We start from the raw sequence: 14,394 nt of genomic DNA, 5'->3' as shown, positions 1-14,394 counted from the left end.
TTTCTCATCATCTAAAATTAGAATTTGCTTTGCTCCTTGGTAATGATTTCCATTGATGAATACTAAATCATGATTGTAAAACTGCAAACGTTGTTCGTATTTATTTACTGAAGAAGTAGTCTTTATTTGCAGATTACCTTCATGGTGAAAAGTGTATTCAGTTAGGGTGTTTTGCTCAACATCTTTAGCATGTGAAGCATCAAAATATCCTAAGTTATAGCTCGATAATCTTTTTGAAACGTTATGAACTAAATCAGCGATAACCCCACACTTAGTTCCTAAAATAGCTACTTCATTAGGAGCAAAATTATCATTATGTTTTTTAACTAAGTTTGTATGTTTAGTATGCTTATCATCCATTTTTAATATCCGATTTACCACCTGTTTTTTCTACTAACTTTACTTCTTTAATTACCATTTTTTGACTGATAGCTTTACACATATCATAAATAGTTAAACAAGTTGCTGAAGCTCCAGTAAGAGCTTCCATTTCTACTCCTGTTTTACCTTCGATGGTTACTTTACAAAAAACCCCCACATGCTCATCGTCTACAATATTGATATCAATGTCCACACCATTGATTAACAAAGGGTGACACATTGGGATGATATCTGAAGTCTTTTTTACGGCTTGAATTCCAGCAATGATAGCTGTTTGAAAAACAGGTCCTTTTTTAGTGATGAGTTCATCATTGGTAAAATGACTCACAATTTCTGAACCTAAAAACATAGTTGCTTTGGCAATAGCGGTACGTTTCGTGATTTTTTTATCAGAAACATTTACCATTTTAGGTTGGTTTTGCTCGTTTATATGGGAAAAGTTGCTCACTTTATATAAGTTTTGAATGTTGAGTTTTTAATTTTTAGTTAAACTCTGTTGTGATGTTTTTACAATTGCTGTTAATAGCCTAATTAGCTCATGGATGTCCGAAAGTATATCTGTAACATCAATATTTGTTAAATTACTTTCTTTTAATAGGCGTAACCAATATTTAGTTTCTCTAGCCTCTTTTGAAGAAATAGACATTTTAGCTATAAAGTCTCTTTTACTTTGTCCTGCTAAAGCCTCTTCTATATTAGCTCCTATTGAAGCTCCACTTCTTAAAAGCTGTTTTGAAATTATAAACTCTTTTTCTTGTTGCAGTTTTTTGTACAGAGAAATTATTTTTAAAGAGAATTGAAAACTTTTGCTTTGAACAATACTTTCCTTCATTTTAAATTTTTAACTCAAAACTAAACATTAATAATTAAAAACTACGATACGTCAGTATCGGAAAAACACTTCCTTTTTTAAATTCTATCTCTTCAGTTTTTGGGAGTTTAATAAAGCCGTCAGCTTCGACCAAACTTGCTAAATCACCTGAACCATTTCCTTGTATTGGAGTTGCGTATACTTGTCCGTTTTCCGAAGTTAATTTTACTTGTAAAAAACAGCTTAAATTGGGTTTAAAAGTGATGTCTTTTGCTAAAATTACTGTTTTTTCTTCGGAAGAAACTCCAACAGATTTATAATGCCAAGGATAAAAATAGACCAAACAATTTACAAATGTTGAAACAGGGTTCCCAGGAAAAGCGAACACATTGCAGTTATCTGTAACACCTGCCCAAAAAGGTTTTCCAGGTCTTTGTGAAACTCTATGAAATAACTTTTTAACACCCAGTTCATTTAAAACCTCAGGTAAAAAATCAAACTTTCCTTTGCTTACAGCTCCACTAAATAATAACACGTCATATTCTTGTAGAAAAGACGCTATTTTTTCTTTTAAAATTGCTTTTTCATCCGTAATATGAGCTGTGTCTGCGGGGATTTTTAAATCATTCAATAAAGAAACTAAGGTGTATACATTGCTTCTTCTAATCTGATGTGCTAACGGAGTTTCATGAGTGTCAACCAATTCATCACCTGTAGAAACAATCATTACTTTAGGTTGTTTGGCTACTTTAACCATAGCTTTACCTACAGTAGCTAAAACCCCTATTTCAGCAGCAGAAATAATTGTGTCTTTTTTAATAAGAACTTCTTCTTTGGTTTTGTCTGAACCTTGTACATGAATATTTTGCCCTTCGGTAATTTTATCAATATTGATAGTTGCCATTAAGGTATTGATGTCTACATCTTCGTAACGAATAACCGTATCTGTATTGTTAGGTAAGCAGGCTCCTGTCATCACTTCATAACAGTTTGAAGCATTCTCCATAGTTTGCTGAGGTGTTCCTGCAGGCTGAATTCCTTCAATTTTAAAATCGCGAACACCGTGCTTAAAAAAACGATGATTGATTGCAATACCATCCATTGCCACTCGGTTGAATGGAGGAAAATCTCTATAGGCAACAATATCTTCTTTTAAAACTCTGTCGACAGCTTCTAAAAAGGGAATTTCTTCAACTCCGAAATCTTGTGTGTTTTCTAAAATTATATGTTTAGCTTCTTCTACTGTAATCATCTGTAAAAGTGTAATTGTTGAGTTGTTTAAGAGTTTAATTATTACATTTTCAAATTATCTAATTAACACATTGAAATTATCCGCCTATTGTACTCATACTTTCGGTTACATTTCCTTTTCTATTAGCCTCAGCAACAAAACCATTCTCAGGTTTTTCTTTTATGAGTGATAAAAACAAGGCTTTCAAATCTTCATTACTGGCACCATTTCTAATAAAATCTCTCAGATTAAAAACACCATCATCAAACAAACAGTTTTTAAAAGTTCCTGTCGAGGTAACTCTAATTCGGTTACAATCATTACATATAGTACGAGTAAAAGCAGGAATAATTCCTACAGTTCCTATATGATTTTCAATAGAAAAATTTCGTGAGGTAGAAGATTTTTCTGAGATGAGTTGTGTAATATTATAATTTGATTGTATTTCGTTCAAAATCTTATTGTAATTCCATACTTCTTTAGTGTTTCGTTGTCCTTTTCCGTTAAAAGGCATTTCTTCAATAAAGCGAACCGCAATATTTTTTTCTTTGGTTAATGCAACAAAGTCAACAATTTCATCAGTATTAAAACCCGATTGTACTACTACATTTAATTTTAAATTGAGTGGACTTTTTTCTAGTAGTTCAAATGTTTTATATACTTCGGAAAATACATCACGACGTGTAATTTTGGCAAACTTATCGGCATGTAAACTATCAATGCTTAAGTTGATGGTTTTTATTTTTTCAAGCTTTTCTAAGTCTTTGATGTGTTTAGAAACAAGCGCACCATTGGTGGTAATATTGATAGCATTTAGTAAATCGTTATACGATAACATTTCTAAAAACGACATAAAATCTCTACGTGCAAAAGGTTCACCTCCAGTTAATCGAACTTTGTTCACCCCTAATTCGGTAAGTACTCTGATAATGCGGTACATTTCTTTGTAGGTAAGTAGTTCTTCACGAGGCACAATATCAATACCGTGTGCAGGCATACAATATTGGCAACGCAAGTTACAACGGTCGGTTACCGCTAATCGAACGTAGCTAATTTGTCTTCCAAAATTATCAATAAGTTTACCCATATCGTAAAGGTACTAAAACTAGCGTTTATACCCTTTTAAAAGGCTAAAAAATTGTATTTTCGTTGTATGCCAACACCGCTAGAACTTCAAATACAAACACTGCCTAATTCACCTGGAGTTTATCAATATTTTGATAAAGAGGATGTGATTATTTATGTAGGAAAAGCTAAGAACTTAAAAAAACGCGTTTCGTCGTATTTTACTAAGAATCACGAGAACGGAAAAACGCGAGTTTTAGTCAAGAAAATTGTTCGTATTGAGCATGTAGTGGTTGATACGGAAACAGATGCATTATTGCTTGAGAATAATTTAATCAAGAAATACAAACCACGATACAATGTGTTGTTGAAGGATGATAAATCGTATCCGTGGATTTGTATTAAAAAGGAGCGATTTCCGCGCGTGTTTTCTACACGAAGAGTTGTGAAGGATGGTTCGGAATATTTTGGTCCGTATACCAATATGCGAACGGTACATGCTTTATTAGATTTAATTAAAGAGCTGTATCCGTTACGTACTTGTAATTACGATTTAAGTCAGGATAAGATAGATGCTGATAAATACAAAGTATGTTTAGAATATCATTTAGGAAATTGTAAAGGTCCTTGTGAAGGATATCAAACGGAAGAAGATTATCTAGAAGATATAAGAGTTATTCGAAACATTATCAAAGGGAATTTTAAAGAAAGCTTACAGCAATTTGAAAAGCTAATGCTCGATTTTGCTGCCGATATGCGCTTTGAAGAAGCACAAAAGATTAAAGAAAAATTAGGGGCGTTGCAGAATTATCAAGCAAAATCAACAATTGTCAATCCGTCGATTAACAATGTAGATGTGTTTTCCATTATTTCTGATGAATCGCATGGATATGCAAACTTTTTTAAGGTGATGAACGGTTCTATAGTACAATCGTATACTACAGAAATTAAGAAAAAATTAGATGAAACCGATAAAGAGCTTTTAGAGTTATTTATTATTGAAACTCGCCAGCGTTTTAATTCGTTGTCACGAGAAATTTTTGTGCCTTTTAAAGTTAGTGTTGGTAAAGATGTTAAGGTAACTATTCCAAAACTAGGAGATAAAAAACGAATTGTAGAACTCTCTGAACGCAATGCGAAATTCTACCGTCAAGAGCAGTTTAAACAAATAAAAATTGTGGATCCTGATCGTCATGTAAAAAGAATTATGGCGCAAATGCAAAAGGATTTGCGATTAGGGAAAGAACCACGTCATATTGAATGTTTTGATAACTCGAACATCCAAGGAACGAATCCTGTGGCTGCTTGTGTGGTTTTTAAAGATGGAAAACCAAGCAAGAAGGACTATCGTCATTTTAACATCAAAACAGTAGAGGGACCTGATGATTTTGCTTCGATGGAAGAAGTTGTATACAGAAGATATAAACGATTATTAGATGAAGAACAGCCATTGCCTCAGTTAATCGTTATTGACGGAGGAAAAGGACAATTATCATCTGCTTTAAAAAGTTTAGATGCTCTCGATTTAAGAGGGAAAATAGCTATTATAGGGATTGCAAAACGCTTGGAAGAAATTTATTATCCAGGAGATTCTGTTCCGCTGTATTTAGATAAAAAATCTGAAACGCTTAAAATAATTCAGTATTTACGTAACGAGGCACACCGTTTCGGAATCACTTTCCACAGAAATAAACGAAGTAAAAGTGCTATTCAATCAGAATTGGAGCAAATTCCTGATATTGGAAAGCAAACAATCACCAATTTATTACGTAAATTTAAATCAGCCAAACGTGTTAAAAGTGCTAGCTTAGAAGAGTTAAAGGAAGTGGTAGGTAATGCAAGGGCTCAAAAAATATATCAATATTATCAAAAAAAAGAAGAATGAAAAAGTTGCTAATTTTATTATTATTTCCTGCGCTGATGCTGGCCCAAGAACAACCTAAAGTAGGTTTAGTACTTAGTGGTGGTGGTGCAAAAGGTATAGCTCATATAGGGATATTAAAAGAGCTTGAAAAAGCTGGTGTTCAGATCGATTATATTGGTGGTACAAGCATGGGAGCTATTGTAGGAGGTTTATACGCTGCTGGCTATACAGCCGATCAAATAGAAGAAGCTGTTTTTGAAACAGATTTTATGAGTTTGCTACAAGATAAAGTTCCAAGAAAAGAAAAACCTTTTTTTAGTAAAGTTAACGGTGAAAAATACGCGGTATCTCTTCCGATAAAGAAAGGAAGTTTAGGCTTGCCTTTGGGTTTATCTAAAGGACAAAACATTTTGAATTTTTTGACTGAATTATTAGAACCAGTTGATGAAATTAACGATTTCTCTAAACTTCCAATTCCCTTTTATTGTATAGGTACCAATATTGAAACAGGTGAAGAAGAAGTTTTAGAAACTGGTTCATTACCGCTTGCACTAAGAGCAAGTGCTGCTTTTCCATCTTTATTAAATCCGGTAGATATTGAAGGGAAATTATTGGTTGATGGTGGAGTTGTAAATAACTTTCCTGCTGATGTTATGAAAAAGAAAGGAGTTGATATCATAATAGGAGTCAGCGTTCAAGGAGAGTTATTAAAAAAAGATGAGTTAGTTTCTGTAGCTTCTTTGTTGATGCAGATTATTAACTTTCAAATGTATAAGAAGTCTGACGAGCAAATAGAGCTGTTAAATGTCTACATTCGCCCAAATGTTATAGAGTATAGTGTTATAGATTTTAATCAAAAAAATGAAGTTTTAGATGAAGGGTATAAAGTAGCAAAAAAGTACAGAGTGGTTTTTGATAGTATTGCAAAAATGCAGCCTATCAAAAGAAAACTGCCTAAGGTAGAGCTAAAAGAAAAAAAGTTTATTGTTGATAGAATTATTATCAAAGGAAATAAAAACTATACCAATAATTATATTTTAGGAAAGTTGCAATTACGTGAAGGAGATAGTGTTTCTTACAAAGAAATTTCTAAGAAAATCAACACATTAACAGCGACAAAAAACTTTACTAGAATTGATTATCATTTCGATAAATCTTTCCATGGAAAAAAACTAGAGCTAACAGTAAAAGAAGAAAAAATTCAGTCTTATTTACGTCTTGGGTTACATTATGATTTACTGTATAAGTCAGCAGTCTTATTGAATTATAATCATAAAAAGTTGCTTTTTCAAAATGATGAACTTTCTGTTGATTTTGGTATTGGTGATAAAATCAGATATAACTTAGAATATTTTGTGGATAACGGATTTTTAACAAGTTATGGTTTTAGTACAAGATACAACTCTTTCAATAGTGATATCATTTATGATACAGGGCTTATAAACGGAAAGTATTCAGATTTTTCAAGTTCATTATACTTCCAAACAACCTTTGATAAAAAGTTTGCAATTGGTATAGGAGCAGAACATAAAAATATTGAAGCAAGCACACAAAACATATCAACAGATGGGAAAGAAGATTTTTTTGATAGAAGTAACTATATAAATACCTTCTCTTACTTAAAATTAGACACCTACAACAAAGAAATGTTCCCTACAAGAGGGTTTTATGCAGATATAGGCTTTAAGTGGTTTTTATGGTCTGATAGGAATAGTAGGTTAGATGGGTTATTACCCAATAGCGAGCCTTTTCATCAATTTTCACAATTAGGAGGAACTTTGGGGTTTGCTACTACTTTTTATGATAAATTGACTTTTCAATATACCTCACAAGCAGGATATACTTTAGGAAAAAAGTCATTCGAAATTTTTGATTATCACTTAGGAGGATACAATCAAAACTATATTAATAATTTCATTCCTATGTATGGTTATGATACAGGAGGTTTAAATAATCAGTCTTACTTAAGATCAGAATTTAATCTGCGTTATGAGGTTTTAAAAAATCATTACGCAATGTTTATTGCCAATTATGCTCGTGTAGAAGAAGATATTTTTGATAAAGGAAGCTTATTTAAAAACACCAAATCAGGATATGCTTTAGGTTATAGCGTAGAAACGTTTATTGGACCTGTTGAATTAAAATATACTTGGTCACCAGATCACTCTGAACATTATTGGTTATTTAACTTAGGGTTTTGGTTTTAAACATAAAAAAAACCACCGTATCAAACGATACGGGTTTTTTATTTCATAATAAGATTGCCTTACTTACTTTTTTTCTTCTTTTTAAAATAGAATTTATATTGTAAGTACTGGTAAGCATCTCTTGGTAATACTTTAATCCACTTTTTGTATTGAACAAACCATTTAAAACGGATAGAATTTACGCCTTTTGTTAAATAAGCAGCTATAAAAGGATGTACATTTAAAGTAATATCCTTGTAGTTTTTACCACTATTTAATAGACGTTCAAGTTCTGCTTCTATTTTATCTAATAAGACAATAGGAGCTTCTACTTCTCCATTTTTATTTGGATTTGGTTCACGTGTTTTTATCTCTAACTCAGGTCGTACACGTTGTCTTGTAATTTGTACTAAACCAAATTTACTCGGAGGTAAAATTTTGTGTTTAGTACGGTCTAAAGCCATCGCGTCTTTTAAGTGCTGATATAATTTCTGTCTGTTTTCAGCAGATTTCATATCAATAAAGTCAACAACTATAATTCCTCCCATATCTCGCAATTGTAATTGACGAGCAATTTCACTGGCAGCAATTAAATTAACTTCTAAAGCAGTTTCTTCTTGATTTAAAGACTTATTAGAGCGGTTACCACTATTTACATCAATTACGTGTAAAGCTTCGGTATGCTCTATAACCAAATAAGCCCCTTTACTCATAGAAACTGTTTTACCAAACGATGTTTTAATTTGACGTTCTATACCATATTTTTCGAAAATAGGTACTTCAGACGCATGAAGTTTTACAATGTTTTCCTTTTCAGGATATATTTCTTGTAAATACTCTTTAATTTCAACTTTTAAAGTTTCATCGTTGGTTACAATGCTTGTAAAAGAATCGTTCATTACATCTCTTAAAATTGAAGATGCTCTGTTTAACTCACTTAATATTTTAGTTGGGGTGTTATTATTAGCAATGCGTTTACACATTGTTTTCCAACGGTCAAGTGAGTTTTGTAAATCTTTGTCAAGTTCTGCTACCTTTTTACCTTCGGCAACAGTACGTAAAATAAGTCCAAACCCTTTTGGTCTGATACTTTTTGCTAATTTTTTTAAACGCTCCTTTTCTTTCGGATCTGCTATTTTTTGTGATACCGATATACGGTTAGAAAAAGGAACTAAAACTAAAAACCTACCTGCTATTGAAAGTTCCGAACTAATACGCGGACCTTTGGTAGATATTGGTTCTTTTACAATTTGTACTAATAAATTTTGACCTGATTTTAGTACATCGTTAATACTTCCGTCTTTGTTGATGTCTTCTTCAAAACGAAAGTTTTTTAAAGTGAACTCTTTGTAATTACCTGTGCTTACTTTCTTAATGAATTTGTTTAAAGATTGTACTTGTGGTCCTAAATCGTGATAGTGTAAAAAACCATCTTTAGGATAACCAACATTTACAAAAGCGGCATTTAAACCAGTCATTACTTTTCCTATTTTAGCAAGAAAAATATCACCGACTGAAAAATTATGGTCGCTTGTTTCTTTGTTTAACTCAATAAGTTTACCATCTCTTAGTAAGGCGAAATCAATATCAGAAGAATTGGAACGAATTATTAATTCTGTTTTCATTCTGAATATGGTTTTATGCCGTCGTAATTGCTTACGAAGACGGATTAAAATTTGTAAACAGGTATAATTTATACCATTTTAAGGTGTTAAAACCTTAATGTCAATGAACGTAGCTTATAAAAGCAACGAAAAAGTAAGCTACTGCTTACTTTTTCTTCTTATGACGATTTGCTCTCGCTCTTTTCTTTCTTTTGTGTGTAGAGATCTTAGCTCTCTTTCTTTTTTTACCACTTGGCATAGTTAAAATGTTTTGTAAAACCTTAGTTAATAAGGCTTTTGGTTAATACTTTCTTAATTATTTTACGGCTACTTTAGTTTTTACACCTTCAGTAAATACCTTAGAAGGTTTAAAAGCAGGTATGTTGTGTGCAGGAATCTTGATAGTAGTATTTTTAGAAATGTTTCTACCAGTTTTTTCTGCTCTAGTTTTAATAATAAAACTACCGAAACCTCTTAAATATACATTATCTCCACTCTCTAATGCATCTTTTACTTCGTCCATAAATGCTTCAACAGTCGCTAAAACATCTGCTTTTTCAATTCCACTCTTATCTGAAATTTTAGATACGATATCTGCTTTTGTCATTCTATATATTTTTTTGAAATTACTTTTTGAATTTTTGAGGGTGCAAATATATGATAATTAATCTATTCCGAAAAAAATAAGAATAAAAATATCTAAATAAAATATGTTAATTTTGCTGGCACAATTTACATAAATGTCTTTATCTAAACAATTAATTTTCTGGTATTTACAAAATAAAAGAGAGCTTCCTTGGAGAAAAACTAAAGATCCGTATCGTGTTTGGTTAAGTGAAATTATGTTACAACAAACCCGCGTTGCGCAAGGCTTACCGTATTTTTTAAAGTTTACAGAAGCTTTTCCAACAGTATTTGATTTAGCAAAAGCTGAAGAAAGTGAAGTGTTAAAATTATGGCAAGGTTTGGGGTACTATTCACGAGCAAGAAATTTACATTTTACAGCTAAATATATTTCGGAAGAATTGGAAGGTGTATTCCCTAAAAGCTATAAAGAATTATTACAATTAAAAGGAGTAGGCGATTATACCGCCTCAGCAATTGCATCTATTTGTTATGATGAGCCTGTTGCTGTGGTAGATGGTAATGTATATAGAGTGTTATCTCGCTATTTTGGGGTTGCTACACCTATTAATTCGACTAAAGGAATTAAAGAGTTTAAAGAGTTAGCAGAAACTGTAATTGATGCAACACAGCCAGGAGTGTACAACCAAGCTATCATGGATTTTGGTGCATTACACTGCAAGCCTCAAAATCCGCTGTGTGATGAATGTCCGCTAGCTGAAAGTTGTGTAGCATTGGCAAATAACAGTGTAAAAGAACTTCCTGTAAAAGAAAAGAAAATCAAAATAAAGAAACGTTATTTTAATTATTTGGTACCAGTTACAGAGGATAATCAAACAGTATTAGAAGAGCGTGTTGGAAAAGGAATTTGGCAAGGATTGTATCAATTTCCACTTGTGGAAACCCAAAAAGAAACGGACGAAAAAGAGTTGATAGAGCATGATCAATTCGTAAAATTATTTCCTGAAGAAACCACCATATCACTTTTTAATAAAGAGGATATTGTTCATAAATTGTCACACCAACATTTAGTTACAAAGTTTTGGGTTGTAAAAACGACCAATGTTAGTGAGAATACAATGAGTTGGTCAAAAGTAAAAGAACAACCTGTGCCGGTGTTGATAGATAAGTTTTTGGAGGAATATCTAAACAAGGAGTTCTAATTTTTGTATATTTGATTTTACACTAAACTATAATGCTATGGCAGGAACAATAAACAAGGTTATTTTAATAGGACATTTAGGTGATGAGGTTAAAATGCACTATTTTGAAGGAGGAAATTCGATAGGGCGTTTTCCATTAGCTACTAATGAAACATATACCAATCGTCAAACCGGAGAAAAAGTAACCAATGTTGAATGGCATAATATTGTAGTGCGTAATAAATTGGCTGAAATTTGTGAGAAATATTTAACCAAAGGAGATCGTGTGTATTGCGAAGGTCGTATAAAAACGCGTCAGTATGAAGTAGATGGTCAAAAGCGATATGCTACCGAAATTCATGTACAAGACATGACGTTTTTATCTACTAAAAAAGACCCAAACAGTCCGCAATCTAGCGCACAACCAATGCAAGGAAATCCTACATCACCAAGTGTAGCTCCAGAAGAAGATGACGATTTACCATTTTAGTATAATTAAATTTTAAAAATTGGATCCAGAACCCGAACCTTTATTTTTATTATTATCAAGTTTTGATTGGTTAACAACCGTTAACCTTTTGCTTTTACTGCTTTTATTAATTTGTTCTGCACTAGTTTCAGGAACTGAAGTAGCATTTTTTTCAATCTCTCAAACTGAGTTAGATGAGTTATCATCAAATTCGAAGGAAGAAAATACAGTAGTAAAACTATTAGATGATCCCAAAAAATTATTAGGTACAATTTTAATTACCAATAACTTCATTAACATTCTTATTGTATTGTTATTTGCAAATATTGGTAAGGTATTGTTTACGGGGTTAGATTATGAGCTGGATTTTTATTTCTTCAATGTTTCTGTACTTTTTTTGATTGAAATTGTACTGATAACCTTTTTAATTTTATTGTTTGGAGAAGTACTTCCAAAAGTATATGCAAGTAGAAAATCATTGCAGTTTGCCGAAATGATGGCAAAACCAATTCAGGTTTTAAACACTCTATTAACTCCGTTAAGTTCTCCACTTATCAAGTTAACTAGTGTTATAGAAAATAGATTAGGAAACAAAAACAATAATCTTTCAGTTGAGCGTTTATCACAAGCGTTAGAGTTAACTTCAGATGATGCTACAACCAAAGAAGAACAAAAAATTTTAGAAGGAATTGTAAGTTTTGGAAATACCGAAACAGTACAAATTATGAAACCTCGAACAGATGTTTGTGCCATTTCAGAAGATGCAAGTTATGAAGAGGTACTGCAAATGATTTTAAAGAACGGTTATTCAAGAAATCCTGTATATCGTGAAAATATGGATACCATTGTTGGGGTGTTGTATGCGAAAGATTTATTGGAACATTTGAATAAGAAGACGTTTAAATGGCAAAATCTATTAAGGGAAGCGTTTTTTGTGCCTGAAAACAAAAAGTTAGACACACCTTGCTATTGTAGTTGATGAATACGGAGGAACAAGTGGAATTGTAACCTTAGAAGATGTTATCGAAGAAATTGTAGGTGATATTAATGATGAATTTGATGATGAAGATTTGATCTACTCGAAACTTGATGAAAATAATTATATTTTTGAAGGAAAAATAACCATCAAAGATTTTTGCCGTGTCTTAGATGATGAAGATGAAGATAAATTTGAAGAGGCCAAAGGAGAAAGTGAAACCCTCGCAGGCTTTATTTTAGAAGTTTCTGGAAAGTTTCCTAAAAAAGGCGAAAAAATAAACTTCAGTAATTATACGTTTACTATTGAAGCGTTGGCTAAAAAACGTATAAAACAAGTAAAAGTTACCCGAAATGCGTAAATTCTTTTTGCTGGCATCAGCAATATTTTTGATAAGTTGTAGTGAAGAAACCTTACCTAAACCTAAAGCATATTTAAGTTTAGAGTATCCTAGTAAAAGGTACAGCAAAATGCCACTTCAAAAGCCATATTCTTTTGAATCAACTCAAATAACACAATCTAAAAACTTACCAAAAAACTGGATGAAGGTTGAGTATCCGACCTTAAAAGCATCGGTTGATATTACGTATCGTCCAATTGAAGGAAATTTAAGAGAGCTGTTAATGGAGTCGGAAAAATTAGTGTTTGAACATGCTATAAAAGCAGATCAAATTACCGCACCTGTAGAATATGTAAACCCAAATACGAAAGTTTATGGGAGTTTATATCAAATTTTAGGGGATGCTGCTTCGCAAGTACAGTTTCATGCAACAGACAGCTCTAAACACTTTTTAAAAGGGTCTTTATTCTTTTATACCAAGCCAAATTACGATTCTATTTTACCAGCTGTTGAATACATTAAAAAAGATATGATTCACATGATGGAAACCTTGGAGTGGAAAGATGGTCAATGAGTAAATTAGTTAATGAGCGAATGATATAATTAGCTCATTAAATCACTAATTCATTATCTCATTAGAATCATTGTTTCTCCTCGATTGCAACCATAAATAAAACTGTAATCCAAATAAAATAGCACCCGATAATAAATGTACAGCTTGTGTTCCTAAAGGGAAATCTGCATAGTACATTAAAATACCTGTAATCGTTTCTAAAAAGATTAAAAACACCACCCAGTTTACCAGTTTATAACCTAAATTCTTTACTTGATTTAAGTAAAATAAACCCAAGTTTACCAATACAATTGCTATGGTAAACGAGCGATGAATGTAAAATTTAAGGTTAGGATCCATTAAGCTGTAGTGCTTGTTTTCGAATCCGTGTAGTTTTACTTGCTCATCAATAAATTGGCGTACCTGAGTTCCTAAAGCAATTTGAATTAAAGAAAATACAGCTGAAATAATAACTAGCTTGCTAAATAAAGAGTTGTATTTGTAAGATGCTTTTTTACGATCAGAAACGATGTAAAGTAGCCATAATAACAGGGCTATAATTACCAAACCACCAACCATGTGAATGGTGATAATTGTAGGTTTTAAGTTTGAGTCTACCACCGTTTTTCCAAGCCACGCTTCAAAGAGCATTAAAAAGAAAGCTCCGAATGATAAAAGTGTGATTAGCTTTTTTTCCTTCCAAAATTTAACAGAAACAAAAATTAAAAATAGAAACGGAATTCCAGCCAAAGCAGAGCTTAATCGGTTGATGTACTCCGTCCAAGTATGAAATTTATTAAACTTAGCGTAATCGTGTTTGGTGTACTTTTCCCAGTTATCAGCGTTAAATTCCTCCGTGGTTTTAATGTTATGACCCGCAACAAATAACGCTTCATCTTTTACGATAATCATTCCTTTTTTGTACTCGTAATTTGGTTGCCAAGTAATTTCTTCTTCAGAGGTTGGCGGAATGTAATACCCGAAACACTTTGGCCAATCAGGACAGCCCATTCCAGAACCTGTCATACGAACAACAGAACCAGCTAAAAAAATTACATATACCGCAATTAACGAGATTTTTACAATGAGAGGAAAATGTTTCTTCATCTGATGAAAAGTTTTAGCAAAGATACTTAAAAGCCAAAAAA

The 14,394-nt window shown here is 32.2% G+C and carries 12 protein-coding genes and 2 pseudogenes; 6 read left to right on the top strand and 8 right to left on the bottom strand.

The features are described 5' to 3' along the window. The 5 genes and pseudogenes from OU788_RS09780 to moaA all read right to left on the bottom strand — a co-directional run. Positions 1 to 360, bottom strand: a pseudogene (locus OU788_RS09780) (molybdenum cofactor guanylyltransferase); the annotation flags it as partial. Next, positions 353 to 829, bottom strand: a complete 477-nt coding sequence (gene moaC, locus OU788_RS09775) for a cyclic pyranopterin monophosphate synthase MoaC (RefSeq protein WP_274635007.1) — start codon at positions 827 to 829, stop codon at positions 353 to 355. The pseudogene OU788_RS09780 and the gene moaC, both read right to left, overlap by 8 nt. 27 nt (positions 830 to 856) lie before the next feature. After that, on the bottom strand, positions 857 to 1,213 hold the full coding sequence (locus OU788_RS09770; protein ID WP_274635006.1) for a four helix bundle protein: 357 nt from the start codon (positions 1,211 to 1,213) through the stop codon (positions 857 to 859). Between the two features lie 34 nt (positions 1,214 to 1,247). Then, complete coding sequence (locus OU788_RS09765; RefSeq protein ID WP_274635005.1) at positions 1,248 to 2,444, bottom strand: molybdopterin molybdotransferase MoeA; 1,197 nt, start codon at positions 2,442 to 2,444, stop codon at positions 1,248 to 1,250. 76 nt (positions 2,445 to 2,520) lie between these two features. After that, positions 2,521 to 3,510: a GTP 3',8-cyclase MoaA gene (gene moaA / locus OU788_RS09760; RefSeq protein WP_274635004.1), complete on the bottom strand. Its 990-nt coding sequence runs from the start codon at positions 3,508 to 3,510 to the stop codon at positions 2,521 to 2,523. A gap of 66 nt (positions 3,511 to 3,576) precedes the next feature. Between moaA and uvrC the strand changes: the two genes are divergently transcribed. Then, complete coding sequence (gene uvrC, locus OU788_RS09755) at positions 3,577 to 5,373, top strand: excinuclease ABC subunit UvrC (protein WP_274635003.1); 1,797 nt, start codon at positions 3,577 to 3,579, stop codon at positions 5,371 to 5,373. Further along, positions 5,370 to 7,559, top strand: coding sequence for a patatin-like phospholipase family protein (locus OU788_RS09750; RefSeq protein WP_274635002.1), 2,190 nt, complete (start codon positions 5,370 to 5,372; stop codon positions 7,557 to 7,559). The genes uvrC and OU788_RS09750 overlap by 4 nt, the downstream gene beginning before the upstream one ends. Positions 7,560 to 7,618: 59 nt before the next feature. On the opposite strand, the gene OU788_RS09745 is transcribed toward OU788_RS09750, so the two are convergent. Together OU788_RS09745 and OU788_RS09740 are read right to left on the bottom strand one after the other, a co-directional pair. Continuing rightward, positions 7,619 to 9,163 carry a ribonuclease E/G gene (locus OU788_RS09745; protein WP_274635001.1) on the bottom strand — a complete coding sequence of 515 codons (1,545 nt, stop codon included), beginning with the start codon at positions 9,161 to 9,163 and terminating at the stop codon, positions 7,619 to 7,621. A 295-nt stretch (positions 9,164 to 9,458) separates the two neighbouring features. Further along, positions 9,459 to 9,749, bottom strand: a complete 291-nt coding sequence (locus OU788_RS09740) for an HU family DNA-binding protein (protein ID WP_120185941.1) — start codon at positions 9,747 to 9,749, stop codon at positions 9,459 to 9,461. Between the two features lie 133 nt (positions 9,750 to 9,882). Here OU788_RS09740 and mutY point away from each other — a divergent pair, with 133 nt between their 5' ends. The 4 genes and pseudogenes from mutY (at position 9,883) to gldD (ending at position 13,267) form a co-directional block, all read left to right on the top strand. After that, a complete protein-coding gene (gene mutY / locus OU788_RS09735; RefSeq protein ID WP_274635000.1) occupies positions 9,883 to 10,929 on the top strand; it encodes an A/G-specific adenine glycosylase in 1,047 nt (348 codons plus the stop codon). Between the two features lie 37 nt (positions 10,930 to 10,966). Next, positions 10,967 to 11,398 (top strand): single-stranded DNA-binding protein, encoded by a 432-nt coding sequence (locus OU788_RS09730; protein WP_274634999.1) that lies wholly within the window; start codon positions 10,967 to 10,969, stop codon positions 11,396 to 11,398. Positions 11,399 to 11,417: 19 nt separating this feature from the next. After that, positions 11,418 to 12,714 (top strand): annotated as a pseudogene (gene gldE / locus OU788_RS09725) (gliding motility-associated protein GldE). Continuing rightward, positions 12,707 to 13,267: a gliding motility lipoprotein GldD gene (gene gldD / locus OU788_RS09720; RefSeq protein WP_274634998.1), complete on the top strand. Its 561-nt coding sequence runs from the start codon at positions 12,707 to 12,709 to the stop codon at positions 13,265 to 13,267. The pseudogene gldE and the gene gldD overlap by 8 nt, the downstream one beginning before the upstream one ends. 45 nt (positions 13,268 to 13,312) lie before the next feature. Here gldD and OU788_RS09715 read toward each other — a convergent pair whose 3' ends face one another. After that, positions 13,313 to 14,353, bottom strand: a complete 1,041-nt coding sequence (locus OU788_RS09715) for a COX15/CtaA family protein (RefSeq protein WP_274634997.1) — start codon at positions 14,351 to 14,353, stop codon at positions 13,313 to 13,315. Positions 14,354 to 14,394: the final 41 nt, after the last annotated feature.

The organism is Tenacibaculum sp. L6 (assembly GCF_028823685.1).
In the GTDB taxonomy this organism is placed as follows: domain Bacteria; phylum Bacteroidota; class Bacteroidia; order Flavobacteriales; family Flavobacteriaceae; genus Polaribacter.
The sequence above is the reverse complement of the archived record's forward strand: the minus strand, read 5'-3'. Positions and strand labels throughout refer to the sequence as shown.